Raw genomic sequence first — 26,442 nt, 5'->3', positions numbered from 1 at the left:
GCCCCCAGGGCAAGGCCACTTGGGAGAAGGCATGGACCTGTCGCCTGGATCACGTCCCGCGTCGCCGGGGGCCCACAAGGCGCCCTGAGCGAGGCCGACCTGATCCAAACGACAGGCTCCTCAGGCGTCTTGGACGAACTCGTAGGTGAGGAAGGCCAGGCCGTCACCGATCGTCCGGTTGTCGACCAACCGCATGGCCTTCCTGCCACAGGCCTCGCCGAAGAACCGTTCGCCGGCCCCGAGCACGACCGGGAAGACGGCCAGCCGCACCTCGTCGACGAGATCGTGCTCGATCAGGGTGTGCCCGAGCCGATAGCTGGCAGGGACGACGATCTCTCCGTCCAGCTCCTGCTTCAGCTTCGAGACCTCGGTCAACACATCGCCCCTCAGAACCGTCGTGTTGTTCCAGTCGGGCTCATCGAGTGTCGACGACACGACGTACTTGGGCATGCTGTTCAGCCGGTCCGCGAGCTCGCCGGCGCGGGGCCGCCATCGCGCCCCGAAGAACTCGTAGCTCTTGCGACCCAGCAGCCATGCCTCGGCGCGCAGCGCCTCCTCCAGCGCGATCTTGTTCCACTCTTCGAGATCGCTGCCGCCGAACTGGACGAACCAGCCGCCCAGCTCGAAGCCCTCCGCACCGTCCGGGTCCTGGACCACTCCGTCGAGCGAGACGTTCTGCGGTCCGCTCATCACGATCTTTCCCATGTCGATCCTCCTTCGAGCCGACGTCGTCGTCGGTCACGTAGGTACAGGCGTCGCGGCGCCGGGAAACTGGTCGCCCGCCGACCGCCCAGTTCGCCCCTGGGTCGACGCCTGTACAGGATGGAAGTGCGGCGCGACGCGGGAAGAGGGTGACGGTGAGGATGGTGGCAGCCGATCTGATGGCGAGGGCGCGGGCCGGGGACGGGCAGGCGTTCCGGGAACTGGCCGAGCCCTACCTTCGGGAGCTGCAGGTGCACTGCTATCGCATGCTCGGATCCTTCGAGGACGCTGAGGACGCCCTTCAGAACACGCTGCTGACCGCCTGGCAGAGCCTCGGCGGGTTCGAAGGACGCGCCTCGCTGCGCACCTGGCTGTACCGGATCGCCACCCATCGCTGTCTCGACGAACGTCGCGCGGCCGCTCGGCGCCCGGCCAAGGAGTGGGGCGTGGACGTGGGGGACGAATGGCCCGAGCCGACCTGGCTCGGTGAGGTCCCCTGGCTGCGGCCGCTTCCCGGCGCCCTCCTGGAGGGCGCGGGCGAGGTGCCGCTCGGCCCGGAGGCCCGCTACGAGCAGACCGAATCCATCTCGCTGGCCTTCGTGACCGCCCTTCAGGTCCTGCCGCCCCGCCAGCTCGCCGTGCTCATCCTGCGCGATGTGCTGGGGTTCCCGGCGAGCGAGGTGGCCGACATGCTGGACTCGACCGTCGCATCGGTCAACAGCGCACTCAAACGGTCCCGCGCCGGCCTGCGGAGTCGGCTGCTGCCGACGGCGGGCCACGAACCACCTCCGGCCGTCGGCTCGCCCGCCGAGGACGCGATCGTGGCGAAGTTCGTCCATGCGTGGGAGTCGGCCGACATGGGTGCGCTGGTGGCCCTCCTGACCGACGACGTCTTCGTGTCGATGCCACCGATTCCCTTCGAGTACAAGGGTCGAGACGTCGTGGCGCGGTTCTGCGGCGCCATCTTCGACGCCGGCCGGAGGTTCGACCTCGTCCCGTCGCGAGCCAACGGCCAGCCGGCATTCGGGGCCTACCTGCGCGATGCCAACGGCGCCAGCCACGGGGTCGGCCTCTACGTCCTCACTCTGTCCGGCGATCGGATCTGCGCCATGACCCGATTCGACGACAAGGTGCTCCCCGCGTTCGGGCTGCCCCTATCAGTCCCGAGCCGGTAGTCGGATCGTCGCCCTTACGTGAGGGAGGACGGCCGTACGATCCCGATCCCACCGAATCGGATCTTGGGACGGTATCCGTGGGAGCGGCGTGTTCGTCGCTGTGGCCCAGGAACCTGGCCACCAAGGCCTCGAAGAGGCGGTCCTCCTCGGCCGGAAGCAGGACTTCGAGCTGTCGTCCGGATATGTCGCACACCAGCATCGACAGCTCGGCGACGACTTCGACACCGGTGTGTGGAGTCCCGAGCCGGAGTTCCGTGACCGCGCTGTCAACGGTGGAAAGGAAGACACCTTCCGTCGTCACCGTCAGGTGAGCGCGATGGCGACTTCCGCCAGAGTTACGAAATCGTGCGGCACAGCGGATTCGGGTGTCTTCCCCACGATTCAGTGTGGCGACCGCCTGGGAGATACGCCTCCGGTGCCATTGCCTCCGTATCAGGCGAAGGAGTGGCTCGGCCACGATGGCGAGGACCGCGGTGTCGTAGAGGGTCTCCCACATCGACTTCTCCCGAGGCTCAGCTTTTCCATGATCAAGATTGCGCTCAGTCTGCCGTCGACCTCAGGCCCCGCACCTCAGAACGATCTCATGGCCCGTCCGCTCACTCCGTTCCGCACCTTCGCCGGGCGGACTTCGTGAGCCGTTCGGCGAGGGCCTCGACGAGGCCGCGGAGTTCGTCCGGGCGTTCGATGACGAAGGGCAGGTCCAGCGACGCGAGGACAGCGGGCAGCCAGTCGAGCCGTTCCACCCGCAGTTCGACGCGGGACCAGCGTTCGGTCTCCGGAGCCGCGCCGCTCGGGGCAGGGAGTTCCTGCACGATTGCGACGCTCGCGGGAAGCCGGGTGTGGATCTGCTCGGCCGTCCCCTGGATCCGCAGGGTCACCTCATGCTGGTACGGGGCTGTGGCGAGCCCGGTCAGTACGCGTTTCGCCGGGTCGAGTCCGGCGGGTGGTTCGAACGAGCCGGGCAGGGTCCTTGCCCCGGTGACGCGATCCAGCCGAAACGTCCGGTCCTCGCCGGCCGTGACATCAGTGGCCGTGACGTACCACCGGCCCGCGTGGGCGACGACCCCGTGGGGGTGCAGCGTGCGCTCGCTGCGCCGGCCGTCGACGGCGGTGTACCGGATCGAGATCGGCCGGTGATGGTTCACCGCGTCGGCGATCGCGAGCAGGACCGCGGATTCCGGGGCGACCGCCTCGCCGGCACGGTCCGTGAAGGCGAGGGAGCCGAGCACGGCGTCGAGTCTCCCGCGCAGCCGGTCGGGCAGCACTCGTCGGATCTTGGCCGCGGCCGTCTCACTCGCCGTGTCCGTGGCCAGGCCGGCCCGTCGGCCCGCGACCAGGCCGAACAGCACGGCGAGCGCTTCGTCGTCACTCAGCATGAGAGGTGGCATGCGGTAACCGGGGGCGAGCCGGTAGCCGCCGTAGCGGCCGCGCACCGACTCGACCGGCACGTCGAGGTCGACGAGGTGACCGACGTAGCGCCGCACGGTGCGTTCGTCGACGTCGAGCCGATCAGCGAGTTCGGTCACGGTCCGTGTGCTGCCCGACTGCAGCAGTTCCAGCAGGGTGAGCACGCGGGCGATGGGGCGGGCCATGCCCGGAAGTCTCCCGCATATACCGGGCGGATTCCGCCCGGTATTCGTCGTAGCGTGCGATCGGAAGGACCGACGGACCAGGAGAGAACCATGGAACTTGTCTCGATCCGCATCATCACGGGCGACGTCACCCGCCTCGTCAACTTCTACGAGCGTGCCACCGGAGTGCCCGCCGAGTGGGCCAACGAGGACTTCGCCGAACTCAGGACCGCCTCGGGCACCCTCGCGATCGGCAGCACCCGCACCGTGCCCCTGTTCGCTCCCGGCTCCGCCCGCCCGGCGGACAACCACAGCGTCATCCTCGAATTCCTTGTCGACGACGTGGACAGTGTGTACAAGAACCTGACCGGCTTCGTGGAGGACTTCGTCAACGAACCCACCACGATGCCCTGGGGCAACCGCGCGCTCCTGTTCCGCGATCCCGACGGCAACCTCGTCAACTTCTTCACCCCCGTCACGCCGGCCGCCATCGCGAAGTTCGCGCGCTGAGAACACGACGGCCGCCGGGGCGGGCACGCGGTTTCGGCGTCGGTCCGACTTCGTCGGCAAACGTCTCGGGTCCGTTGTCACCGGACGCCGAGCCCGCCCGCGGCAGCCCTCCCTCACGGTGACGTTCCCGGTCGCGCCACGGGAAGGCATCACGTGCGACGCCCGCTCCGTCACGCCCTGCCCGCGCCGGTGGTCGGCGACGAACTGGCAGCGGGCCAACGGCAGTTCTACGATCTCGGTTCATGGTGACTCCCGATTGCTACGCATGCGGCAGGGAAGCGGAGTTCGACGACCTCCCACCACGCGAGCGCGTGGCACATGACCAACTCTGGCGTGTGGCCCACGTCTTCGACACCGCGGTGCGCGGCTGGCTGGTGCTGCTGCCCCGGCGCCACGTCGTCGCGGTCCATGACCTCACCGCGGCGGAGGCAACTGCCCTGGGAGTGTGGCAGGTCAGGCTCTCACAGGCTCTCCGGAGTGTGACTGGTTGCCTGAAGACCTACGTCGTCCAGTTCGCCGAGGCCGAGGGCTTCGCGCACGTGCACTTCCACATCGTGCCGCGCATGGAGGACCTGCCACCAGAACACCGGGGGCCTGGCGTCTTCAAGTTGCTCCGCCATCCGGAGCAGGAGCCGGTGACGGCAGCCCAGGCCGACGAGCTGGCCCACTCACTCGGAGCCCATCTTCGTGGGCACTCGAACGTCCAGTAGCGAGGTGTCGGCTCTCGCACCGCGAGAGTCGGACCTCATCAGCGATCCGCTCGAACCTTGTCGGTCAACGAAGGGACGGCGCACGGGCGGAGGACCAGGAGCGAGTCCTCCGAGGTCGCCACCATGGCGAAGGGGAACCGGTCGAGCTCAAGACAGAGTGCGATGTCATCGGGATGGACCCCTTGCCGCACCCCCTCGGCCAGCTCGGCGGCGGCGCGGGACTCGCGGGCGCGGCGGAGGAACCCGGCCGCGTCCGTCCCCGCCGCGGTGACCGTCCGGGCGATGTACTGAGCACACGCCAGATCCTCATCGGCCCGTCCATCCTCGCCGGTGACCACGAACGTGACACTGACACACTCGCGTGCCCGCAAGAGCCGAGCCGTCGCCTCGGCCACCACGAAACTGGCGCACAGCACCAGCGACGCCTCCTTGACCGCGAGGGCGCCGACCGTTCCCGCGGTGGTCTTCTGTACAACGGTCCGTCCGCCGAGGTCGACGGACCGCAGCAGGCCCGGCGAGTTGACGAGGTCGAACCCGGGCGCGGGTGGACCGTCCTTGAGGGCCACCCAGTCCGGATGGCGGGTCTTGAGCGCCAGGGCTTCGTCCAGCGACTCAGCGAGAACGATCTTCTCTGCCCCTTGGTCGAATGCCCAGGCAGCCACCGTGAAAGCACGCATGACGTCGACCACGACCGCTACGGAAGGGGCCTCGACCAGTTCACCGATGCCGACAAAACGAGCGTCCATCCCCTCATGGTCGCGCATGCCCGACCCGAACCACCCAGGCGGTGAGGCGCATTCGGCGGGGCGGAACCGGGCGGGACCGGGCGGGGCGTGAAGTTCAGCGTTCCTGGCTCGTTCCTGGCACGGCGTCGACGCTTCGCGCCGGCGCTGTCGATGGGAGAGCCGCGCGGATCAGGGCGCTATGACGCATGAAGGACACCAGCTTGGTGACGGCCTGGAGCAGGTTCGCGCAAGCCAGGGCGGACCACAGGCCGGGCAGCCCGGCGCTGTCGGCGACCGGCACGGACAGGGCGGCCAGGATCCCGAACCACACCACGGTGGACACCAGGCTCGGTCCTGCGCGTTTGAGCCCGACGAGGCCGAAGCCCGCCACCGCCTGCAGGGCGTCGGTGACCACCACCGCCAGGATCAGCGGCAACAGCCGGATCACCTGATCCTCCAGCTCAGGCGTCCTGGTGAACAGGCCCACCAACGGGCCTCGCAGCATGACCAGTACGGCCCCGAGTACGGTGACCGCGCACAGCGCCACCCGGATTCCGGCCCACACACTGCGCCGGATGCGTACGGTGTCCCGTGCCTCGGCGAATTCGGCGATCAACGGGACCGTGGCCTGGCCGACCGCGACGGCCGCCGTGAAGACGACGTTCACCAGCGATTCGGACACGCTGTGCACGGCGGCGCTGCCGGGGCTGATCCGGGCGGCCGCGAAGGTGAGTACTCCGAGCACCGAGAACTTGACGAGCACGGTTCCACCGAGTGGGATTCCCACCCGGGCCAGCCGCAGGATCTCGTGCGGATCCGGCCGACCGGGTCGTATCCGCCGGCCGGCCAGCACCGTGCGGCGGCGCAGCGCGTACTGGTTGAGGCTGGTACCGACCAGGCTGGAGGCGAGCATGGCCAGGCCCGCCCCGGTCAGCCCGTAGCCTGGCAACGGTCCCGGGCCTCCGACGAGCAGCACCGACAGGGTCACCGACACCGCGGTGCCCATCAGCCCCGACCGCATTACCTGGGCAGAGTGGCCCAGCGCGACCAGTACGGACGTCGCCGACTGGCCGACCGCGATCAGCAGTACGCTGCCCGCCAGCATCCAAGGGAACGCGCCGAGTTGGGAGAGGACTCCGGGCTGTACTCCGAACAGTCCGCCGAGCAAAGGCACGGCCGCCACCGCCGCCGCACAGACCCCGCCCACGGCGAACGCCAGCCACATACCGCTGCGCACCAGTGGCAACAGAGTCCCGGGGGCGTCGCGGTGCGGTGCGACGAACGGCATCACCCCGCGGAGCGCACCCGCCACGGTGGCGGTGGCCGGGCTGAAGACGGCCACCGTCACGGCGAACGCGGCCAGTGAGACGGTGGCATGGCGGCCCAGGAGCGCGGTGTCGACGAGAGAGCCCGCCGAGGCCGCGAGCATGGTCACATAGAGCGGCGCGGCCGCCTTGGCGATGGTCATGAAGGCGCTGCGGTCGCTCACACACATACGAAGCAACCGCAACCGCGTGTGTTGGTCACAGCGATCGTCAACGAGTGGCTGTGGCCACTCACACGGCACGCTCCATGCACACCAGTTGATCCCGCTCCTCCCACGATGCGACGACGGTGAAGCCGAGCCGCTCGTACAGGGCGATGGCGCCTGTCCGCCACTTCCACACCGACAGCCGTACCGTGCTGACGCCGTTTTCCGCGGAGTGCGCGAGCGCTGCGCCGACCAGGCCGGACGCGACGCCGCGGCTCCGGAATGCCGGATCCGTCCAGAGCCTCTTGACCTCTGACCGCCCGTCCACGGGGGCGGTGAGCACCAGGCAGCCCACGGCTGTGTCGCCGTTCAGCGCCACCAGCACGACACCGTCGAGGAACGCACCCCGCGGGTCCAGGATTTCCGCTCGGTAGCGGTCCGGCAGGCCGTCCACATCGACAACAGGCCGGCCCTTCTCGGCCTCCGTCCGCAGATGGTAGGCCGCCAACAATTCGGCCAACTCGATCGCGGAAGGGCCCTGACCTGGCCAGCGGACGACGACAATCTCGCGTTGATCAGTCACGGGGCCAGCATCACATGACCCGTACCGCACACAGCACGGTCCCCTTGATCCACTTCCGCGAGGGTAGGGTGCCCGGATGGAACGGATCTTGGTGGTGGGAGTCACCGGCTCGGGCAAGTCCACTCTCGCCCGGGTCGTGAGCAGCCGCCTCGGCCTGCCGTACCACGAGATGGACGCGCTGTACTTCAACGGGCCCGGCTGGGCCGTGAACGACAAGCTGACCGAGGACGTGTCGAGGATCGCCGCCGGGCCTCGCTGGATCGTCGACTCGATCGGGTACCCGGAAGTCCGCGATCTGCTGTGGACCCGGGCCGACACCGTGATCTGGCTGGACTACCCCCGGCACGTCGTCATGCCCCGAGTCCTGCGCCGGTCCATCCGGCGTACCGTCACACGCGAGGTCGTCTTCGGCGGCAACCGGGAGACCTGGAGAGAATGGCTGCGGCGTGACCACCCGGTCTGGTGGTCCTGGTCGCAACACCGTGCCCGCCACGACGAAGTCGAGCGCCGCACCCTCGACCCCGGCTTCGCACCGCTCGACACCCTCCGCTTCCGGCACTCCGACGAGACCTCGGACTGGTTGGCGTCCCTCTGACCACATCACGCGCAGGATCCGCCCCGTGATTCCCTCGCATCGAACATGCATGCAGTGTCGAACTTCGCCTGCTGCGCTATCAGTTCGCCACAGTTCAGGGGAACCGATACGACCGAAGCGAGGCGGGGGCGGTGATTCGCCTCCACCTGTCCCTGGAAGCGGCACCCCCATGGCGGCAACGCGGTGACAGAGCGGCCATCTACCAGTACTCGGTGGAGGTCCAGGCGGATACCGCTGCGCTGCTTCAGGCAGCCGACGAGTGGGATCTCGCTCTGACGTCGTTCCCGACCCGCTGATCAACGTCGGGAGGCCGCCAACCGACCCGCTGATCAACGTCCGCAGGCCGCCGTCGCCCCACAGGGTCGCGTCGTGCGGGTTGAGCCCCCGGGCGTAGTCGGAGCAGTGATCCTGCGAACGCCTGGTCGTTGGCGACGGGAGTGACTGGCACCGCGGCAGCGGGCCGCTCGGCTGACCGCTCTCACAGCAGGCTTGCCTCCGAGGCGGCGAGGACGCCGTCGTTCGCCGGGTCCGTGGCGTGTGCCGGGAGGCGTCGTACTGCTGGGACCAAGAGCAGCGCGAGGGCAGCGGGAACCCCGAGGACCGTCATGGCGTAGAGGGTGGGTCGCACACCGAGCGCGTCGGACACCGGACCGGCCAGTACGAGACCCAGCGGCATGAGTCCGGCGGACAGCAGGTAGTCGTAGGAACTCACCCGGGACAGGGCGGCTTCGGGCACGTGCGTCTGCAGCGCGGTCTCCCACAGGACGAAGAAGAGGGAGACGCCGACACCGGTGACCGCTTCGAGGATCGTGATCAAGACGATTGAGGTGCCGGAGCCGATGATGATCGCCTGGCAGGACGCCACGGCGAGCCCTGCGGCGGCGAGGACCATGGGACGCGGGACCTTCAGCCGGTAGGCGCATATGTCTCCGGCGATGGAGCCGATGCCGAAGCCCGCGGTCACGGTCGACCAGCTTGCCGCCCCGCCCCACTCCCGTTCGGCCAGGACAGGCCCCAGCACGAACACCGAAGGCAGCACGACAACGTGATAGACGGCTATGGCGGCCATGCCCGACCACACCCACGTCCGGCTGCGCACCTGCACCCAGCCGGCGCGCACTTCCTTCAGGAACGTCCCCACGGCGATGGGCTCCGCCGTCTCAACCGCCGTGCTACGAGGTTTCAGCCGGGCCAGGAACGCGGCACTGGCGGCGAAGGTCAAGGCGTCCAGAGCCAGAGCCCCGCCGGGGCCGAGCAACGCGACCAGGCCACCCGCCAGAGCCGGACCCAGCACCAGCGTCGACGACTGGGTGAACCCCCGGAGGGCGTTCGCCTCGCGCAACCGGTCAGGCCCGACCAGCAGAGGCAACAGCCCTGTGGAAGCCGGCATGAAGAACGCGTCTGCCGTGCCGAACACCAGCATGAGCGGTACGAGGTACGAAATCCTGGCAGTACCGGTCACCAGCAGTGCGGCCATGAGCCCCTGCACGGCACACCGCACCACATCGGAGACCAGCATGACGCGGTGCCGCCGGAAACGGTCCGCCCACACGCCACCCACCAGGGCGAACAGCAGCATGGGAAACAGCCCCGACGCCGTCACCAGCCCGACGTCGGAAGCGGACCCGCTGACCGAGAGCACCGCGAACGGGATGGCTACGAACGAGACGCGGTCGCCCAGCACCGAAAGCGACTGCCCGACGAACAGGCGGGCGAACTGCGGCTCGTCGCGCAGCACGCCAGGAATCAAGGACTTCACGAGGTGTCCGATCAGGGGGCAGATGGACGGTTGCAAACCGTCCGAGGATAGGGCGGCCCGTCCCTGCCGGGCACCTGAATTTTCCCAGGTTGGAGCCCGTTCCAGGATGTCTGTCGGGCGTGTGCGCGTGAGGACGGCCTTCGCAGACGTGCTGATGCCCGCGAAGGTCGAAGCCGTCTGCGGCGCGGAACGCGCGCGGACCGGTGACGAGCGCGTCAAGCGACGGGACCACCCTGCTCGCCGAATTCACCGAATTCACCGAACTCCGCGCACAGCCTCGAAGCACTGTCACCGAGCCGCCGTCGACACGTGGGCCAGTCAGCCCCGAATCGTACATCTGTCCCCTCTCGTCGGCCCCGCCGGAACCGCCCGCCCCTTGTGGTCGTCTTGTGCGCTGACTGTGTACGAAGCAGGGGTATAGGGGGACGTTGTGACGCGGAACGTGACGAAGGCCGGCCTGTTGGTGGCGGCCATGGCGACGGTACTCGGGGCCTCGGCCTGCGGTGGGGAAGCGGGCGCGGCGGCCGCGGGGAACGGCGGGACGCTCCCCGCGCACGTGAAGGGGAAGGGGAAGGGGGAGTCCGTGGCTCCCTTCGGGCACGCCGCGTCCGGGGCCGCGCCCACGTCTCCCGGTGCCGGGGGGAAGTTGTCCGCGGTCGCGCGGACAGCGGCGGCGCCCGTCACCCGGCACGTACCGTGGAACCTGGACACTCTGGACCAGCGGTCGCGCCCGCTGAACGGCAAGTTCACCACCACCGCCACGGGCAAGGGTGTTCACGTCTACGTGATCGACACCGGCATGGACATCGCCCACCACGAGTTCGGCGGCCGCGCCCACCTCGGCGCCGACTTCGTGGGCCCGAAGGACTCAGGTGACTGCTTCAACGAGGCGGGCGTCGGCCACGGCACGTTCGTCGCGGGCATCATCGGCGGGGCGAGGTACGGGGTGGCGCCCAAGGCGGACCTCGTACGGGTCCAGGGCATCCTGTGCGAGAGCGCGGGCGGTGGTTCCCCGGCGGCGGCCGAGGCGGCCGTGGTGAAGTCGGTCAAGTGGGTCACCGCGCACGCGCAGAAGCCGGCGGTGGTGAACATGTCGCTCAACTTCGACCACCGGTCGGCGGCCGTGGAAGCCGCCGTGAAGAAGATGGTCGACGCGGGGATCCCGACGGTGGTGTCGGCCGGAAACTTCCATGACGACGCCTGCAAGCACTCCCCGGCCGGCGTCCCCGGCACGATCGTCGTCGCGGCCTCCACCTCGAACGACCGCCCGTGGAGCGACGGCGGCTCCTACGGATCGGGCTACGGACGCTGCGTCGACCTGTACGCACCCGGCCAGAAGGTGACCGCCGCCCTCGCCGGCGGTGGAACGACCACGGAGAACGACGGCGCGACGTCCTGGGCCGCGCCCCACGCGACCGGCGTGATCGCGCTGTACCTGTCGGCACACCCCCACGCCACGGCTCACGAGGTCCACGTCTGGCTCGACCACACGGCCACCCTTGGTGTCCTGCGCGGCGTCCGCTCCGACACCCCCAACCGGCTGCTCAACACCGGCGGCCTCTGACCTGACCTGACGTGCGCAGCCCAGCCCTGGCCGAACGCACCGGCCACCCCTCTCCACCGCCACACATCGGAGAGCGGGCAGGCAGGCCCAGGGCATCCGGTCAGGCGGGGTCTGTGACGGGTGTCGAGGACGGGTGCGGAATGGGAGGGACGGGGGGCGGGGCCGGGGCGTACTGGGCGGCTTGGGCGTCGAACATCGCGGCGTAGCGGCCCTGAGCCGCCACCAACTCGTCGTGGCTTCCCTGTTCGGCCAGTCGGCCCTCGTGCAGGACGTAGATGCGGTCGGCATGACGGACGCCGGACATGCGGTGGGTGACGAGGACAACGGCCCTGTTGGGGGCGGCGAGGCGGCGGATGCGGTTGAACGCGGTGATCTCGGCTTCCGGATCGAGCGCCGAGGTGGGCTCGTCCACGATGAGGACACCGTCCGCCGTGGACGTGGTGCTGCGCCAGTGGGTGCGGGCGAGACCGACCTTCTGCCATTCCCCGCCCGAGAGTTCGCTGGCCCCCCGGAACATCCGTGCCAGCAGGCTCTGCATGCCGTCGGGCAGTTTCGCGATGACTGTGTCGGCTCCCGCGTAGTCGACGGACGGCTGCAGGTCCTCGGCGGTGGCCTCGTGCGAGGGCCGGCCCAGCCGGATGTTCAACGCGGCTGTCACGGGCCAGCGTTGAAAGTCCTGGGTGAGCAGCGCGACCCGGTCGAAAACCTGGGCGCGGTCCAAGGACGCCAACTCGGCATCGCCCCACAGCACGCTCCCGCTCTGCGGCAGCAGCAGGCCCGACAGGACCTTCATCAAGGTGCTCTTGCCCGAACCGTTCTCGCCCACCACGGCCGTGACCGAGCCCATGGGCAGGGTGAGCGACACCCCGTCCAGGGCGGCTGTCTCCCGGTCGGGATAGCGGTACGTCACCTGATCGAGGACGACCTGCTTCACCTGTGCCGGAACAGCCTCGCCCCCGCCGGGTATGGCACGTTTCGCCGCCTCGTCCAGGAAGCGGGAGTGATCGCGAATGTAGAGGGATTCCTCGTGCAACTGGTTCACGTTCATCACCAGCGTGCCCAGGCTCGCCGAGCCGGAACGGACGGCGATGACGGCGGTACCCGCCACCGCCAGGCTCATGTGCCCGCTCATGACCAGCCAGAACATCGTCCCGTACGTGGCGGCCAGAGCGAGCCCCGACAAAGCGGCGGCAACCCACTCGGTCACGGCCTTGCTGGACGCCAGCCGTCCCTGCTCGGCCTCGGCACTCTCGGCCATGCGGCAGTACCGGCTGAGCAGGAACGGGCCGACGGCGTGGATACGCACCTCCTGCGCGGCGGTGCGCTCGGTCAGCAGGTTGCCGATGAGGCGGCTGGCCCGCACATGCTCGATCCAGCTCATCACCGACACATAGCGCTCCTGCGCCACCCGCATGGCGCCCCAGCCACGCGGCGCCGCGATCAGGATCAGCATCGGCAACAGGGCCGGGTGCAGGACGGTGAGCACGCCGGCCGTGGCGATCAGGGAGAGGGTGCCGTTCACCGCGGCCACGCAGGCACCGATCATGCGGCGAGCGGAGTCGGCACCGAACTGGGCGACGTCGATCAGCCGCCGGAAGTCCGGGTCCTCGATGGCCTCCAGTTCGACCGCCGTGGCCGCGGCCAGGTACTGGGTGGTTGCGATCCGCTCGACCAGGGGCTCAAGGCGCCCCGCCCGTGAGGTGGACCATCCGGCCAGAGCGGAGTTGACCACCGCGATTCCGGCCGCCGCCAGCAGGCCGGGCAGGACCGCGTGCAGGCGCTCGACCGGCGCGCCCGAGCCCAGCAGGGCGTGCATGACGGCGTTCACCGCGAGCAGGCCGACCGCAGCCGTGATGCCCTGCCCGATCTCACTGATCGCGACAGCCGACAACGCTCTCCGGTCCGCGTTCCAGGCCATCCGCAAGGTCGCGGCGACCAGAGACGGCATGGAGCGCAGAGCCGACATCATGGTCAGGTCGAGTGGTGCACGCTCGTGTTGGGACCAGCCCATGTCGTAGCGCAGCGGACCGCCGAACAACTCCCGCTCCGCGTCGGAGACCACCGGCTCGGTCATCCGCACGCGCCCCAGAATCCTCATCACAGGATGTTTCCCCGCGCCGGCCGCGACAGCACCCGAGGGAAGAACCACCGGGGGAGTGGCTGGAAGCGTGTGACGACCGGCGAGCGGGACCGTTCCCCGTCGCCGGGTCGGCTGCGGCGGCGGCCGGCGGCACAGCCGGAGTTCCAGTCCTTCTGCGTGGTGAACACGTGAGGCGCGCTTCCTTCCTGGAGCGACGGACTTCAAGGGGAGCAGCACGAAGGGGGCGCGCGGTAGGGCGCGTCACCGCTGCCGTTCCCCCGACGTCGGCCGATGCCGCTCAGCCGCTGCCGGACCATGGGTTTCCGGCCAGCAGGAAAACGTCAGTAGAACGTCAGTGACGCCTGGCAGCGTGGGCTCACGCCACGGCACAGCGCCCGCACCTCGTGTGATCGCGCTTCCGCGGCAGCACACTCACCGCGTGAGAGGAACGACCCCATGCCTGCCCACGACCCGAACCGCCCCACGTCGCCCGGCCTCACCCGAAGGTCGATGCTGACGACCACCGGCCTGGTGGCCGCGGGAGTTGCACTCGACACCACCTTGGGCGCTCCCGGCGCATCGGCGGCCGCGGCCCCGGCGATCTTCTACTCGCCGCACCAGGACGACGAGGCCATCGGACTCGCCGGTTCGATACTGGAGCACAAGGCGGCCGGCAGGCCGGTCTACCTGGTGCTGGTCAGCAAGGGCGAGAACGGTGACCTCGCCGCGTACATGAACCAGGGCGACTGCCAGAGTCTGGGCGCCAATTGTTCCGCCCCCAACCACTACCACAAGCTCGGGTGGCAGGAGAGCTGGCCGACACCGGAGGTCGTCACCGGCCGCACGGCCGAGTTCAACCTCTCCGCCAAGGCGCTGGGCGTCGACAAGGTCATCAACTTCAAGCTGTCCGACGAAGCCTTCGGCGACTACGACAACTTCGTCAAGAAGATCATGGCCAAGGTCCGGGCACTCGCCCAGCAGTATCCCGGAGCCTCGCACAAGTTCGCGGCCGGGTGGCTGGACGGGAACCCCACGCACAAGGCGTGCAGCGACGCCGCCTACTGGCTCATGAAGAACGGCGAACTCACCGACGTTCGCTTCAACCACATCTACGCCTACGAGCAGTATCCCAACCCCGCCGACCGCGACCGCGGCGCCGCGTACGTGCTGAACATCCCGGCGGCCCACATGGCCAAGAAGCGCTCCTCGATCCTGGCCTATAACACCTGGGACCCCAGCCGGAACCTCTACACCCTCGGCTACCACAGCGTCCCCGTCTGGCTGGAGCAGGCGTACGCCGATCCACGGGAGTTCGTGTACACCCTTCCCTCGAACTACAAGACCGGATCGGTGTAACGACGGCCATCGGGGCCCCTCGCGTCCATCGGGCCCCTCGCCTGCCACGGCCTGGCGGCCCACCGGGTTCCTCGGCTTTCGTCCGCCGAGGTGCCCGGACGGGGCGGTAGGCGTCCCGGAGCGCGTCGGCTCAGCCGAGCTCGTCCATCAGCGCGATGACGTAGGCGTCCAGCCGCTCCTCCACGGCTCGCGTCGTCAGCTCCGTCCTCCCTGCCCGCCGCCAGGGCCGCGCCGCCGCCCTCAGGTCCTCCGAGAACGCCAGCCCGTCCCGCACCCGCCAGTACAGCCGCTCGTTCGCGGCCGCGGCCAGCACCCCGCCGGCCTCCTCGTAGGCCTCGGCGAACCGCGGACCCCAGGCCGGGCCGTGCAGCAGCGCGAGATTGGTGGAGCAGTGCGCCACGTCGAGATCCGCCGGGCCCCAGGAGGCCGCCGCCCAGTCGACGACGCCGGTGATCCGGGCGCCCGCCGGCTGTGCGTGCGGTACGTCGAACAGCACGTTGCCGGGGTGGAAGTCCCGGTGCAGGAATCGCCCTTCACCGGGCGGCGCGGGCCTGCGGATCACGTCGATCGCCGCGGCCCATGCCGCCGCGTCGGCGCCCTCGGGAGTCACGACCGTGTCGGCGGTCGTCCATGCCACGTACTCCCGGGGCCGCTCGGCGGGTCGCACCGCGTGGATGGCCACGAGTTGACGGGCCAGCAGAGGGACACGCGTCTCCAGCCCCTCGTCGTCGAGTACCGTCCGGCCCGCGAGATGTGTCATGAGCAGCGATGGATACTCGCAGTACGCGGCAGTCGGATCGAACGCGACCAGTCCGGGGGCCGGCACGCCGGTCCCCGCGAGCAGGGTGAGGGCGTCGGCCTCCCGGTGCAGCCAGTCCTCGGCGTGCTCCACGTCGACGAAGGTCCGCAGCACCAGGTCACGGGTGCCCGCTTCCCGCGTGCCGATGGTCAGCCTGCGCATTTCGGCGGTGATGCCGCCGTGCAGCGCCTCGGTCCTGAGGATCCGTTCGCCGACGTCCAGGTGCTGGTTCACCCAAGCCAGGGCCATGGGCCGGACAGTCGCGGAGTCATCGTGGTCGGTCACCGTGCCACCTCATCATCCGCGCGGCGGCACGAGCGACAGGTTGAGCTCGCGGGGCCGGTCGTCGGGCCGGCTGCGGAAGGGAGACGGCCGACGGGAGCGGCCGATCGCGTCCTCGTCAGGGCCATCGTCCCGATGAATCAACGATCGTGATGAGGGCACGCGATCCGCCTGCCGGGCCCCATCTCCGCCGCAGACGAGCGCACGGCTCCGGCGAAGGGGAGCGACGGGTCAGATAACTTCGAACCCGGGAGCGGGAGTTCGGACATCCGTACCCGCTCGGTCGCAAGGCACCGGTCCTGCGGCCCAGACACATCGTGCCGTCCGGGTCCGACGGGTGTCGCGGATCCTGAGAAATTCCCTGCTCAGAGACCTTACGCGGGACCCTGGAACTGATCTATCTTCTGCACCCATGCTCCCTGCCGATGATCAGCGCGGCCGCCGTCGGCTTGCCCGCACCGCGTCCCTCACCACCGCGGCCGTACTCGCGGTTCTCTTCGCCGTCCTCGGCTATGCCGACGGGACCGGCCTGTTCGCTCCGGAGAACTGGCTGGACGCCGGTCTTGTACCCGGCAGCGCCACCAGCCCGGCCTGGGCCACGGTCGTGTTCCTGCCCCTGCTGATCGGCGGCAGCGCGATGGCCGTCCACCGGCTGGTGTGGGCCACGGCCCCTCGGGCGACGGCGCGATGGGTCTTCGGCGCCGTCTGGTCGTCTCTGGTCCTGGTGGCGTTCCTGGCCAAGCTGGCCTACAGCGTGCTGCTGCTGGCGATCGCCGGACCGGGCGGGCTGCACATGGTTCCGACCGTCGGGTCGCTGCTCGCCGAGTGCGGTCTGACCGGCGTGAAGTACGCCGTGTTCGGGCCGCTGGTCGCGGGCCTGGCGGCGTCGGCGTACCGGATCGCCGTGTGGCGCCTCCGCGGCGAGCGCGCCGCGGGCGAACCGGACGGCGGCCTCGACGAGGGCGCCGGCGTCGACGGGATCGGCGGGTTCGCCTGGCTGCCGGCCGGTGCCGCCGTGGCGCTCCAGGCGGGTACCGGCGCGTTCGCCTGGGCCGCCGGCCCGATACCGGGCGGCTCCGCGGTGGCGATCCTGGTGGCCGGAGGCGTGGCGGTGTGCGCCGGTGCGGGGCTCTGGCGCTGGGTGGTGTCGCCGGGCCTGACCCGCGCCGGTTCCGGGTTGAGACTGTGGTCGCTCGCGACGACGCTCACCGCGGCGGGCGCCCTCGGGTTCGCGCCGCTGTGGGTTCTCGACGGCTGCCTGAACGGTTTCGGCGGAGCCCTGTTCCCGGTCGCGTCCGTGCTCGTGCGGGTCGCGGAGGGTGTGACCGCGGGCGTGTGCGCGAGCGTCGTGGCCGTTCCCTGGGCCGCCGAGCGGGCGTGGCGGCGCCGGACGGAGCCCTCGGCCGAGCGCCGCGGCCTCGCCCGTGCCTTCGGATGGGCGCCGCCGGTCGCGATCGCCGTCGTACTGGCCCTCGCGGTCGGCACCGTGTCACCGGCCACCGCGGCGGGCTCCGGCGGCCCGTCGCAGCAGGCCGCGGGCCGCGCCCGGAAGGGGCTGCTGCCCCTGACCGTGCTGCGCCGGAACGGACGGCCTCCGGTGATCGGCGACAGCGCCGGGCGGCAGGTGCTGCTCCGCGGAGTGAACGTCAACCAGCTCATCGACTACGGGCAGCCCGACCCGGCCAAGGGCACGGTGTGGCCGCTGAAGGACTCCGACTACGCCCTGATGGCCCGGTACGGGTTCGACGTCCAGCGGCTGGCACTGTCGTGGTCCGCCCTGGAGCCGAAGCGAGGCGTCTTCGACGAGGCGTATCTGGCGCGGGTGCGCGCCGCGGTCGACCAGGCCGCCGCGCACGGGATCCACACCGTCCTCGACATGCACCAGGACACCTTCTCCAAGTACGTCAGCGCGACGCCGGGGACGCACTGCCGGCCCGGGGCGACGCCCGAGTTCGGCAACGACGGCGCCCCGCGGTGGGCGACGCTCACCGGCGGCGCACAGGCCTGCGGCTTCCTCGGCCGCGACCTCGCGCCCAACGTGCAGCAGGCGTTCACCAACCTCTACGACGACACCGACGGCATCGGCACCGAACTGGCCCACGCCTGGGGCCGCCTCGCCGCGGACTTCGCGGACGATCCCGCCGTCGCCGGCTACGACCTGCTCAACGAGCCCGGCCCGGGCGACGCCCCCGGTGTCACCTCCTCCGTCCTGCTCGGACGCCTCTACCAGCAGGCGATCAGCTCGATCCGGAAAGCGGAGGAGTCCCATGGTTCCGGCGGATTCCACCACCTGGTGTTCTTCGAGCCGTCGATCCTCTGGTCGGGCCTCGGCTTCGACACCACCCCACCGGTCGGGTTCGCCGACGACCCGCTGCTCGTCTTCTCGCCCCACCTGTACAGCGAGTCGATCACCATGGACCAGGGCCTGGGCATCACGCTGACCTCGGTCGAGCAGGGCTACACCACCGCCGAGCGCACCGCCCGGGCGTACGGGGCACCGCTCTGGTCGGGCGAGTGGGGATGGTTCGGGGACCCCGACGACTTCCGGTCCCGTTTCGACCGCTTCCTGGAACGGCAGAACACCGACCTGCTGGGCTCGGCGATCTGGGTGTGGAAGAAGGCCTGCGGTGATCCGCAGAACGACCCGGCCGCCACCACCTCGGGCGGTGGCGTCGTGTTGTACACCTGCCCCGACGGCAAGCCCCTGCGGAGCCCGGCCTTCGAGACCACGGCGCTCTCCCAGGCGTACCCGCGCAGCGCCCCCGGTCGCCTGAGCTCCCTGCGGTCCTCCGCCACCCGGCGGGACCTGCGCCTGTCGGGCTCCGGGGAGGGCACCCTGGACGTGTGGGTCCCCGGCCCCGGCCGCCCGGAGGCCACGGGCAGCGGCCTCACCGGCATCCGGCTGACGCAACAGCCCGGCGGCTGGCGGGTCACCGCGGCCACCTCCGGTCGCTACACCCTCCACGTGGCATAGCGGCCGCCGTCGGCCGGCCCACCTCGGGGGCGGGCCGGCCGACGGCACCGGGCACCATGCGTGTCCCTCGGAGCCGTCGACTGTACGCCCCTGTACGTCAGGGCGGAGCGTCCTGATCGCACCTCGTTCCGGGACGCGGGAGGGCACCGTCGATGTAGTAGCGGCTCTCGTGCTCGTCGACGCAACTGCTCGGGTTCAGCGGTGCGGTGTGCCGGTAGCCGGCATTGGTGAGCAGGCGGCCGTCGGCCAGCTCCCCGGCGCAGGCCCGCCAGTCCGGTCTCGGCGCCGATCCACGCCGGCAACTGATGGTGAGTCGTACACGTCCACGGACATGTGGCAGCGCATGGGTTCCAACGGGAGCAGACTGTAGGAGCTGTGGCGCGTAGAGGTTCGACTCGCGGGGGTTCGGATGCGTGACGTTTCGAGATGGTGGCTGGCGGGGCTCGTGACCGTCCTCGTGTTCGCCGCGGTGACATGGATCTTCGCGGACTTGCTCGCTCCGTTGTGGGTGAGTCATGACGAGGGCGCGTGCCTGGCCTGGGGACTGGGAGCCGGGACCGCGGCAGCCGCGCTGGCGGCGTTGTGGGGACAGGGCTACGCCACCGCCCCTGTCGCGCGGCACGAGCACCCCGAAGCGGAGCGGGGCACGCGTCGGCGACTCACGGCCCACGGCGGACAGGGAGTCGCGGGCAGCGCGGTCGGAGGCGGCGTGACGCAGGTTGCAGGAGCGGGAGAAGTCAGGATCACGCGTCGGGGTGTCCCGTCGGCCGCCGGGACCTCACCCGCGGAACGGTCCGCCGCAGCGGAGCCCGCGAGCGGCGGCCAGCACGTGTCGAGCAGTGAGGTGGCCGGCCCGGTGGATCAGATCCGCGATGTGGACGGCACCGTCGAGATCGAGCAGTGAGCGGGCTCGACCGGTTCCGCCGCCGGCGCGGCCAAGTGGTGACCGACTCGGTGGTCTACGGCTCCGTCATCCAGATCTCCGACGTCATCGGCCCGGTCGACGTCACTGTCCACCCTCAGCACCCGCTCGGCCCCGGCGCGACGTTGCCCGCAGAAGCCCGTGTTCGCCTGGGCGCACCGCCACTTGAGCCACCGGCCTTTCAACCCCGTTCAGAAATGGGCGAGTTGTTGTGGCGGCGTTTGGCGGGCCAGGACACCGCGGTGGCGGTGTGCACGCTGGTCGGCGGTCGCGGAACAGGGAAGAGCCATCTGGCCGCCGCCTGCGCCCGTCGCGCCGACGCCGAAGGCTGGCCGATGGTGGGGTGGGCCGACGCTTCGGACGCCACGTCGCTGCTTGCGTTCTTCAGCGCTTGGGCGGAGCGGCTCGGCATCGTGCTCCCCGGGGAGCCGGAGGCCGCCGCGCACGCCGCACTCGACTGGCTGCGCGCCACCGAGCAGCGTTGCCTGCTGGTGTTCGACAACGCGACCGACCCGGACGTGGTGCGGCAGTGGATACCCGCCACCGGCACGGTGAGTGTCCTCATCACCACCAATCAGACGAACTTTGCCGTGCTGAGCCCCACACGGCCCATCGAGGTGGGCCTGTTCACCGTGGACGAGGCCGTCACGTACCTCGGCGAGCGCACGGGCCGGGGCACAGCGGGCGCGGCGGAGCTGGCCGAGGATCTGGGACGGCTGCCCTTGGCGCTGGCTCAGGCGGCCGCCACGATGGTGCACGACGGCAACTCGTACGAAAGGTACCGGGCCCGTCTGCATGCGGTGCCGGTCGGCGAACTGCTCGGCCGTGTACGCGGGGACGGATACCCCTACGGGCTCGCCCAAGCGGTCATGCTGTCGGTGAGCAGAGTGGAGGAGGGGACGGGGCAGGCGGGTGCGCGCGAGCACGATGCGGCGCCGGTGGCACGGTGTCTGCTCGACGTCATCGCACTGCTCCCGGGGGATGCCGTCCCGCGGAACCTGCTCCACGCGTCGGTACGAGCCTCCGGACTGCCTGCCGACGAGGACACCGTCGACGGCGTCCTGGGAGACCTGGCCGAGATCAGCCTGGTCACCCGCGTCGGTACCGCGGCGGTCGCCATGCACAACCTCACCCAGACGGTGCTGCTGGACCGCGCGCGGAACCAGGGGACCGTACTCGGCACGATGGCCGACGTCCTGTCCGCGTTCGAGGCGACGGAGCCGTCCAAGGACGACGCGTGGGAGCATCGCGAAGAGATCCGGCAACGCACCCGGCAGTTGGCGCATCTGCGTGACCTGTGGTCCGCGCCGGCCGCGAACAGCGCCGAGGACTCCGACGCTTGGGCGGGTGGTCTCGGCCCTCGGTCCTCGGCAGGCTCCCATGTCGGCAGACGGCTGCTCGACGCCCTCTCGCGCTGCCTCATGCTCCTCAACGAAGCGTCGGAGTCCTCCACGGCCCTGGAGCACGGCCCAGGTGTGGTGGCCGGTCTGCAGAATCTCCTCGGCCCTGACGATCCGGCCGTGATGACCTGCAAGTACCACCTGGCAGGAGCCTATTTGGGCACCTGGCGGTCCAGCGAGGCCGGCGAGCTGCTCGCCGCCCTGAGGGAGAACCAGGACCGGATCCTGGGGCGTGACCACCCCGATACCCTGGCCACCCAGGCGCAGTTGGCCGCCGTGCTGACCCAGGCGGGCAGCACACGCGAGGCCATCACTCTGCTCACTCAGGTGTGGGAAGCCCGCAGCCGGGTGCTGGGGGAGGCGCACCGGGACACCCTCAGCACCCGCAACGAGCTGGCCGGAGCCTATGCGGCCGGGGGCGACTTCGGCACCGCCATCCAGATGTGCGAGCAGGTCCACGCGGACTGCCGGGCGATGCGGGGTCCCGATGACCCAGACGTACTGAACAGCCGAACGGCTCTCGTCAACGCCTATTGGATGGTCGGTGACCTCGAACGCGCCATCGACATGGCCCGGGCGGTGGTGGCCGACCGTCGGCGGGTGCAGGGCGGGGAACACGCCCGCACGCTGTCGGCCCAGATGACTCTCGCCGGCCTCTACCAGGCGGAAGGCCACTGGAGACAGGCCATCGCCACCATGGAAGAGGTGGTCGAGACATGCCGGCACGTCCAGGGCGAGGCACACATCGACACGCTGATGAACATGCTGTTCCTCGGCAATGCCCTCGATGCGGCCGGACGCACCGCCGACGCCGTGGCGATCACCGAACGGATCCTGGCCGTGGCCGAGGACGCCCAAGGGCAGAGCAGCCCCGTGGCCCAGATCTGCCGGCGCAACCTCGCCGCAAGACGACTGACGCTGGGACGAATCGAGGAAGCACCGGCGCTGCACGCCACGGTCGTGGACGAGCAGCGCAGAGACCTGGGCGCGGACCACTTGACCACACTGGTCAGCCGCTCCGAGTTCGCCGACGCGCTCATGCAGGTCGCCCGCTCCGACGCCGCCATCGACATGTACGAGGCGATCGTGGCCGACCGGACCCGTGTCCAAGGCCCGGACCACTCGGACACGTTGACCAGCCGCAGCCAGCTGGCCGGCGCCTACCTGCAGACCCGGCGAACCGACGAGGCCGTCACGGTCTACGAGGAGGTGGTCGCGAGCAGGCGCCGGAGCCAGGGCGAGGACCACGAGGACACCCTCGCCAGTCGCGCCGCCCTGGCCAACGCCCACGCAAACACGTGGCAGCCCACCGTCGCCGTGACGATGCTCGAAGATCTCCTCGCGGACCGGCGGCGGCTCAAAGGCGACAACCATCATCGGACGCTGGCCACCTGGGCACAGCTCGGCCACGCCTACATCACCGTCTCGCGGCTGACGGACGCGGTCCTCGTCTTCGAGCAGGTCGCGACCGGCCGCGACCAGTGCTCGGAGCCGAGCACCCGTTGACCCTGACCAGCCGCGCCGACCTCGCTGACGCCTATCGACGGGCAGGCAGGTTCCAACTGGTCATTCCGATCCTCACCGCCGTCGCGACCGGCCGGCTCCGGACGCTCGGCGAGGGACATCCCGATACGTTGTCGGCTCGCCGGGAACTGGCGGACGCCCACATCGACGCGGGTGACATGGAACAAGGTCTCGCGATGCACGCCGAGTGGCTGGGCGCGGCTCGCGACATCCTCACCGACCCCACGCTGTCCTGGCTGGTGACCTTCTCCTTCGGCGCGGCGCTCCTGCGCGTGGGCAGGACCGACCAGGGCGTCGAGATGCTGCAACGACTGCTCGCCTCCGGTGAACGCGCCCTCGGCGAGAGACATCACGTGATTCTCACCGTCCGCGATCAGATCGCCGACGCCTACGTACGAACCGGACTCGCCGCCGAGGGCATCGCGCTGCTGGAGCAGACGCTCGAACGCCTGGTCGCGGAACACGGGGAAGCTCATCAGCAGGTCACCGGCGGCCGCCTCAGGCTGGCCGGGGCGTATGCCGGTGCAGGTCGTTCCGGTGAGGCGATCGCCATCTACGAAGCGGCACTCACCACCATCGACGAGGCTCTGCCCGACGGCGACAGCAAGTTGACCGCCCGGCTGATGATCCACCAGCGTCTGGCCAACGCCTATGCGCAAGCCGACCAGGTGGACAAAGCCCTGGCGACCGCGGCATCCCTGGTCACCGAAAGCCGACGGCTGCTCGGGGACGGACACGAGCTGACCCTGGGAAGGCGGGCGGACCACGCCCAGATCCTGGGCGACTGCGGCCGGGTCGACGAGGCGATCAGCGCGTACGAAGCACTGCTGTCCGATCTGTCACCGGATCACAGGGCCAGCCACACGGCCGTCGGCAGTATCCGCACAGCGCTCGCCGCTCTCTATTTCGTCGCCGGGCGTGAGGCGGAGGGCATCGCCGTCATGAACGAGGTGTCCACAACGCTCGGCGATGTTCTTGGCAAACAGCATCCGCAGACCCTCTCCAGCCTCGGCAACCTCGCCTGGGCCTACAAAGAGACGGGCAGCCCGGAGCGGGCGATCGACACCATGGAGGCGGTCGTGGCCGCCCAGCGCTCAGCCCTGGGGGCGGACCATCAGCGCACCCTGCACAGTCGGCAGCAACTTGTCGGCTTCTACCAGGCGGCAGGCCGCCACACAGAGGCGCTCTCCCTCTACGAAGCCCTCGTGGCGGATCAGCGCCAGGCACGGGGAGTGAGCGACCCGCGCACCCTGGAGCTCCGGGGCGAACTCGCCAACGCCTACCGGCTGGCCGGACTGCCGGGCAAGGCTGTGGTCGAGCTCGAAGGTCTCCTGGCCGACGACGCGGGATTCCTGGCACGGGACGACGAGTTGTTCACCACGCACCGCCTCATGCTCGTCGCCGCCTACGCGTTCTGTCACCGCTTCGAGGAGTCCCTCGCGCTGGGGGAGGCCGCCCTGACGCAGTCGGACGCGGAGGCCGGTGAGGACAGTTCCCTGAGCCAGAGCCTGCGTAACATGCTTGCCGACATACGCGCCTTCCGGTCGAAGGTGCAGGCGCCGTCACAGGCGGAGCAGGCCGAGGCGGACGGGGCCGGCCAGGGCGAAGACCCCGCCGGGCTGATGCACTACGTCGCCCTGTCGGACATCGAGCGCCGACGTCGCGGCGAGACCGTTGTGGCCCTGTGCGGCTATGCGCTCAGCGGTCCCGCGAAGGACCCGAAGGAACAGGCCGTCTGTGCGAGGTGCCGGAGCATCCATCAGGCGCTTCCCGGATCATGACCTTCACCGTCGGCTCACGGTAGGCGCCACGGGCAGCCCCGTTTCCGCATGATGCGCCCGGGCAACCCCCGTTCGGCTCGTCCACCGCAGCGTTGTGCGACCCCCGTCGGGCCTGTTCCACAAGTGGCCCGCTCCGCGCGGATTCCAGGCGTCCTCGGCTTCGGCGATCGACCGACCGGATGAAGTTGTCCCACGCGCCGTCGGTCCGGCGTCGAGCCGCGGAACGTGCGCGGTTCCTGTTCATACGATGCCGCCAGGAGCGCCCCGGCGAGACAGGGCCCGTGCGAGTCGGCCCCGTGCGATGCGGCTTCTTCGACTCGGCTCCTTCGACTCCAGAAACGGCGGAATGCATGAGACGGATGATCTGTGGCCGGACCCGGACCTGGGCCGCCGCCGGCGCGACACTCGTGTTCTTGGCAGGGGCGGCGGCCGCCGCCCCTGCAGTGGCCGCGCATGGCGACGGCCTCGGGCCCGCCATCGAGGCGATCATGCACAAGCCCGGCTACGAGCACGCGCAGTGGGGTGTGCTGGAGACGGACCCGGAGAGCGGCCGGGTGATCCACTCCCAGTTCGCGAACCAGTTCTTCGTCCCCGGCTCGACGGTCAAGCTGGTCACCATGTCGACCGCCTGGCGCACCATCGGTCCGAACCACCACTTCACCACTCCCGTGATGGCGACCGGCACCCGCACCGGGTCGACGCTGCACGGGAACCTGGCGCTGGTCGCCCAGGGCGACCTGACCATGGGCGGACGCACCAAGCCCGACGGCTCGGTGGACTACACCGACATCGACCACACCGAGGCCGCGATCCCCGGCGCGACCCTCACCCCTGAGAACCCGCTCGCCGGCATCAACCAGATCGCCCGGCAGATCCGCCAGGCCGGCATCACCAGGGTCGACGGCAACGTCGTCATCGACCCCCGCCTGTTCAAGCTCCCGGACCTGAGCCCGCAGCCCACCCCGCTGATCCTCAACGACAACCTGATCGACCTGCTGACGACCCCGACCAGGCCCGGGCAGGCGGCCAAGCTGTTCTGGCGCCCGCAGGTCTCGCCGTACCACGTCACCTCCACCGTACGGACGGTCTCCAGCGGCGGGACCACCTCCGTCAACGTGACCGCCTCGCCCGACGGCACCCAGATCCACCTCACCGGCACCATCGCCGCGGGTTCGCAGCCACTGCTGCGGGTCTCCGACATCAAGGACCCGAACGCCTTCGGCCGTACCGCGCTGATCGAGGCCCTCGGCCGCGCCGGAGTCACCGTCACCGCGCCGCCCACCGGCCCCAACCCGCAGGACCAGCTGCCCCACTCCTACCGCCACGACCCCCGCGTCGCCGCGTACGTCTCCCCGCCGTACAGCCAGTACGCCAAGCTGATCCTCAAGGTCAGCCACAACCTCGGCGCGAACCTGGCCCTGTGCAACATGGCCGTCGCGCGCGGCAGCAAGAACTGCTTCGACGCGTTCCCGATCGAGCACGAATTCCTCACCAACGTCGCGAAGATCGACCCGAAGCAGTTCCAGCTCGCGGACGGGCGCGGCGGCGTGCCGGCCGAGCGGGTCACCCCGAACGGCCTCGTCGAGCTCCTCACCTACTGGCTGCACACCCCCGACGCCAAGGCCTTCCGCAGGCTGCTCCCGATCCTCGGCGTCGACGGCTCGAACGCGATGTCCTGCACCACGAACTGCCCGGCCAAGGGCAAGGTCTTCGCCAAGCCCGGCACCATTCTCGGTGACGACGAGCTGAACCAGCAGCTCGCCGCCTCGGCCCAGAACGAGGCCGGCTACCTGAAGACCGACGACGGCCGCCTGCTGACCTTCTTCGTCGGCGTCAACGGTGCCGCCAGCCCCGACCTCCAGAGCTTCCTCAGCATCTTCAACGACGTCAACCAGATCACGGCCCTCCTCCAGGAGCAGGCCTCGGCACACCACTAGCGCGACGGAGTCCCGCCGATCA

General features: G+C 70.1%; 21 protein-coding genes. 12 read left to right on the top strand and 9 right to left on the bottom strand.

All coding sequences use genetic code 11. The features are described 5' to 3' along the window. Positions 1 to 120 precede the first annotated feature (120 nt). Positions 121 to 705: a dihydrofolate reductase family protein gene (locus OHT01_RS02430; RefSeq protein WP_328551412.1), complete on the bottom strand. Its 585-nt coding sequence runs from the start codon at positions 703 to 705 to the stop codon at positions 121 to 123. A gap of 158 nt (positions 706 to 863) precedes the next feature. Here OHT01_RS02430 and OHT01_RS02425 point away from each other — a divergent pair, with 158 nt between their 5' ends. Together OHT01_RS02425 and OHT01_RS02420 are read left to right on the top strand one after the other, a co-directional pair. Continuing rightward, a complete protein-coding gene (locus tag OHT01_RS02425; RefSeq protein WP_328551411.1) occupies positions 864 to 1,877 on the top strand; it encodes a sigma-70 family RNA polymerase sigma factor in 1,014 nt (337 codons plus the stop codon). 88 nt (positions 1,878 to 1,965) lie between these two features. Beyond that, a complete protein-coding gene (locus OHT01_RS02420) occupies positions 1,966 to 2,511 on the top strand; it encodes a hypothetical protein (RefSeq protein ID WP_328551410.1) in 546 nt (181 codons plus the stop codon). On the opposite strand, the gene OHT01_RS02415 is transcribed toward OHT01_RS02420, so the two are convergent. After that, on the bottom strand, positions 2,474 to 3,469 hold the full coding sequence (locus OHT01_RS02415) for a helix-turn-helix transcriptional regulator (protein ID WP_328551409.1): 996 nt from the start codon (positions 3,467 to 3,469) through the stop codon (positions 2,474 to 2,476). The two genes, OHT01_RS02420 and OHT01_RS02415, sit on opposite strands and share 38 nt — an antisense overlap. Before the next feature lie 90 nt (positions 3,470 to 3,559). On the opposite strand from OHT01_RS02415, the gene OHT01_RS02410 reads away from it, so the two are divergent. Together OHT01_RS02410 and OHT01_RS02405 are read left to right on the top strand one after the other, a co-directional pair. Beyond that, a complete protein-coding gene (locus OHT01_RS02410; RefSeq protein ID WP_328551408.1) occupies positions 3,560 to 3,958 on the top strand; it encodes a VOC family protein in 399 nt (132 codons plus the stop codon). Between the two features lie 242 nt (positions 3,959 to 4,200). Beyond that, complete coding sequence (locus OHT01_RS02405) at positions 4,201 to 4,668, top strand: HIT family protein (protein WP_328551407.1); 468 nt, start codon at positions 4,201 to 4,203, stop codon at positions 4,666 to 4,668. A 38-nt stretch (positions 4,669 to 4,706) separates the two neighbouring features. Here OHT01_RS02405 and OHT01_RS02400 read toward each other — a convergent pair whose 3' ends face one another. The 3 genes from OHT01_RS02400 to OHT01_RS02390 all read right to left on the bottom strand — a co-directional run bounded on the left by OHT01_RS02400 (position 4,707) and on the right by OHT01_RS02390 (position 7,447). Next, positions 4,707 to 5,414 carry a 2-phosphosulfolactate phosphatase gene (locus tag OHT01_RS02400; RefSeq protein WP_328551406.1) on the bottom strand — a complete coding sequence of 236 codons (708 nt, stop codon included), beginning with the start codon at positions 5,412 to 5,414 and terminating at the stop codon, positions 4,707 to 4,709. A 94-nt stretch (positions 5,415 to 5,508) separates the two neighbouring features. Beyond that, positions 5,509 to 6,882: an MATE family efflux transporter gene (locus OHT01_RS02395; RefSeq protein WP_328551405.1), complete on the bottom strand. Its 1,374-nt coding sequence runs from the start codon at positions 6,880 to 6,882 to the stop codon at positions 5,509 to 5,511. 67 nt (positions 6,883 to 6,949) lie between these two features. Further along, complete coding sequence (locus OHT01_RS02390) at positions 6,950 to 7,447, bottom strand: GNAT family N-acetyltransferase (RefSeq protein WP_328551404.1); 498 nt, start codon at positions 7,445 to 7,447, stop codon at positions 6,950 to 6,952. 76 nt (positions 7,448 to 7,523) lie between these two features. On the opposite strand from OHT01_RS02390, the gene OHT01_RS02385 reads away from it, so the two are divergent. Further along, positions 7,524 to 8,042, top strand: a complete 519-nt coding sequence (locus OHT01_RS02385; protein ID WP_328551403.1) for an adenylate kinase — start codon at positions 7,524 to 7,526, stop codon at positions 8,040 to 8,042. Between the two features lie 478 nt (positions 8,043 to 8,520). On the opposite strand, the gene OHT01_RS02380 is transcribed toward OHT01_RS02385, so the two are convergent. Beyond that, positions 8,521 to 9,837, bottom strand: coding sequence for an MFS transporter (locus OHT01_RS02380; protein ID WP_328551402.1), 1,317 nt, complete (start codon positions 9,835 to 9,837; stop codon positions 8,521 to 8,523). Between the two features lie 394 nt (positions 9,838 to 10,231). On the opposite strand from OHT01_RS02380, the gene OHT01_RS02375 reads away from it, so the two are divergent. Next, on the top strand, positions 10,232 to 11,365 hold the full coding sequence (locus OHT01_RS02375) for a S8 family peptidase (RefSeq protein WP_328551401.1): 1,134 nt from the start codon (positions 10,232 to 10,234) through the stop codon (positions 11,363 to 11,365). 100 nt (positions 11,366 to 11,465) lie between these two features. Here the strand turns inward: OHT01_RS02375 and OHT01_RS02370 are convergent, their stop codons facing one another. Continuing rightward, a complete protein-coding gene (locus OHT01_RS02370; RefSeq protein ID WP_328551400.1) occupies positions 11,466 to 13,463 on the bottom strand; it encodes an ABC transporter ATP-binding protein in 1,998 nt (665 codons plus the stop codon). A 438-nt stretch (positions 13,464 to 13,901) separates the two neighbouring features. Between OHT01_RS02370 and OHT01_RS02365 the strand changes: the two genes are divergently transcribed. Next, positions 13,902 to 14,801, top strand: coding sequence for a PIG-L deacetylase family protein (locus OHT01_RS02365; RefSeq protein WP_328551399.1), 900 nt, complete (start codon positions 13,902 to 13,904; stop codon positions 14,799 to 14,801). A 130-nt stretch (positions 14,802 to 14,931) separates the two neighbouring features. On the opposite strand, the gene OHT01_RS02360 is transcribed toward OHT01_RS02365, so the two are convergent. Further along, entirely contained in the window at positions 14,932 to 15,849 is a 918-nt protein-coding gene (locus OHT01_RS02360) for a phosphotransferase family protein (RefSeq protein WP_443043509.1), read from the bottom strand. A 445-nt stretch (positions 15,850 to 16,294) separates the two neighbouring features. Here OHT01_RS02360 and OHT01_RS02355 point away from each other — a divergent pair, with 445 nt between their 5' ends. Continuing rightward, a complete protein-coding gene (locus OHT01_RS02355; protein WP_328551397.1) occupies positions 16,295 to 18,856 on the top strand; it encodes a cellulase family glycosylhydrolase in 2,562 nt (853 codons plus the stop codon). A 97-nt stretch (positions 18,857 to 18,953) separates the two neighbouring features. Here the strand turns inward: OHT01_RS02355 and OHT01_RS02350 are convergent, their stop codons facing one another. After that, positions 18,954 to 19,373 carry an alpha/beta hydrolase gene (locus tag OHT01_RS02350; RefSeq protein ID WP_328551396.1) on the bottom strand — a complete coding sequence of 140 codons (420 nt, stop codon included), beginning with the start codon at positions 19,371 to 19,373 and terminating at the stop codon, positions 18,954 to 18,956. Here OHT01_RS02350 and OHT01_RS02345 point away from each other — a divergent pair. The 4 genes from OHT01_RS02345 to dacB all read left to right on the top strand — a co-directional run bounded on the left by OHT01_RS02345 (position 19,266) and on the right by dacB (position 26,420). Next, positions 19,266 to 19,760: a hypothetical protein gene (locus tag OHT01_RS02345; protein ID WP_328558430.1), complete on the top strand. Its 495-nt coding sequence runs from the start codon at positions 19,266 to 19,268 to the stop codon at positions 19,758 to 19,760. The genes OHT01_RS02350 and OHT01_RS02345 overlap by 108 nt on opposite strands. Further along, positions 19,757 to 22,684 (top strand): tetratricopeptide repeat protein, encoded by a 2,928-nt coding sequence (locus tag OHT01_RS02340; RefSeq protein ID WP_328551395.1) that lies wholly within the window; start codon positions 19,757 to 19,759, stop codon positions 22,682 to 22,684. The genes OHT01_RS02345 and OHT01_RS02340 overlap by 4 nt, the downstream gene beginning before the upstream one ends. After that, positions 22,681 to 24,483, top strand: a complete 1,803-nt coding sequence (locus OHT01_RS02335) for a DUF3039 domain-containing protein (RefSeq protein ID WP_328551394.1) — start codon at positions 22,681 to 22,683, stop codon at positions 24,481 to 24,483. The genes OHT01_RS02340 and OHT01_RS02335 overlap by 4 nt, the downstream gene beginning before the upstream one ends. A 407-nt stretch (positions 24,484 to 24,890) precedes the next feature. Then, on the top strand, positions 24,891 to 26,420 hold the full coding sequence (dacB, locus tag OHT01_RS02330; protein ID WP_443043508.1) for a D-alanyl-D-alanine carboxypeptidase/D-alanyl-D-alanine endopeptidase: 1,530 nt from the start codon (positions 24,891 to 24,893) through the stop codon (positions 26,418 to 26,420). Positions 26,421 to 26,442 lie beyond the last annotated feature (22 nt).

Source organism: Streptomyces sp. NBC_00358 (genome assembly GCF_036099295.1).
GTDB lineage: Bacteria > Actinomycetota > Actinomycetes > Streptomycetales > Streptomycetaceae > Streptomyces.
This window is presented reverse-complemented; position numbering and strand designations above follow the sequence as displayed.

Excerpts from the sequence above, each read along its gene's own strand:
- OHT01_RS02430 (WP_328551412.1), bottom strand. The coding sequence starts at position 705 with ATGGGAAAGATCGTGATGAGCGGACCGCAGAACGTCTCGCTCGACGGA.
- OHT01_RS02425 (WP_328551411.1), top strand. The coding sequence starts at position 864 with ATGGTGGCAGCCGATCTGATGGCGAGGGCGCGGGCCGGGGACGGGCAG.
- OHT01_RS02415 (WP_328551409.1), bottom strand. The coding sequence starts at position 3,469 with ATGGCCCGCCCCATCGCCCGCGTGCTCACCCTGCTGGAACTGCTGCAG.
- OHT01_RS02410 (WP_328551408.1), top strand. The coding sequence starts at position 3,560 with ATGGAACTTGTCTCGATCCGCATCATCACGGGCGACGTCACCCGCCTC.
- OHT01_RS02405 (WP_328551407.1), top strand. The coding sequence starts at position 4,201 with ATGGTGACTCCCGATTGCTACGCATGCGGCAGGGAAGCGGAGTTCGAC.
- OHT01_RS02400 (WP_328551406.1), bottom strand. The coding sequence starts at position 5,414 with ATGGACGCTCGTTTTGTCGGCATCGGTGAACTGGTCGAGGCCCCTTCC.
- OHT01_RS02385 (WP_328551403.1), top strand. The coding sequence starts at position 7,524 with ATGGAACGGATCTTGGTGGTGGGAGTCACCGGCTCGGGCAAGTCCACT.
- OHT01_RS02370 (WP_328551400.1), bottom strand. The coding sequence starts at position 13,463 with ATGAGGATTCTGGGGCGCGTGCGGATGACCGAGCCGGTGGTCTCCGAC.
- OHT01_RS02365 (WP_328551399.1), top strand. The coding sequence starts at position 13,902 with ATGCCTGCCCACGACCCGAACCGCCCCACGTCGCCCGGCCTCACCCGA.
- OHT01_RS02360 (WP_443043509.1), bottom strand. The coding sequence starts at position 15,849 with ATGGCCCTGGCTTGGGTGAACCAGCACCTGGACGTCGGCGAACGGATC.
- OHT01_RS02355 (WP_328551397.1), top strand. The coding sequence starts at position 16,295 with ATGCTCCCTGCCGATGATCAGCGCGGCCGCCGTCGGCTTGCCCGCACC.
- OHT01_RS02345 (WP_328558430.1), top strand. The coding sequence starts at position 19,266 with ATGCGTGACGTTTCGAGATGGTGGCTGGCGGGGCTCGTGACCGTCCTC.
- OHT01_RS02350 (WP_328551396.1), bottom strand. The coding sequence starts at position 19,373 with ATGACTCACCCACAACGGAGCGAGCAAGTCCGCGAAGATCCATGTCAC.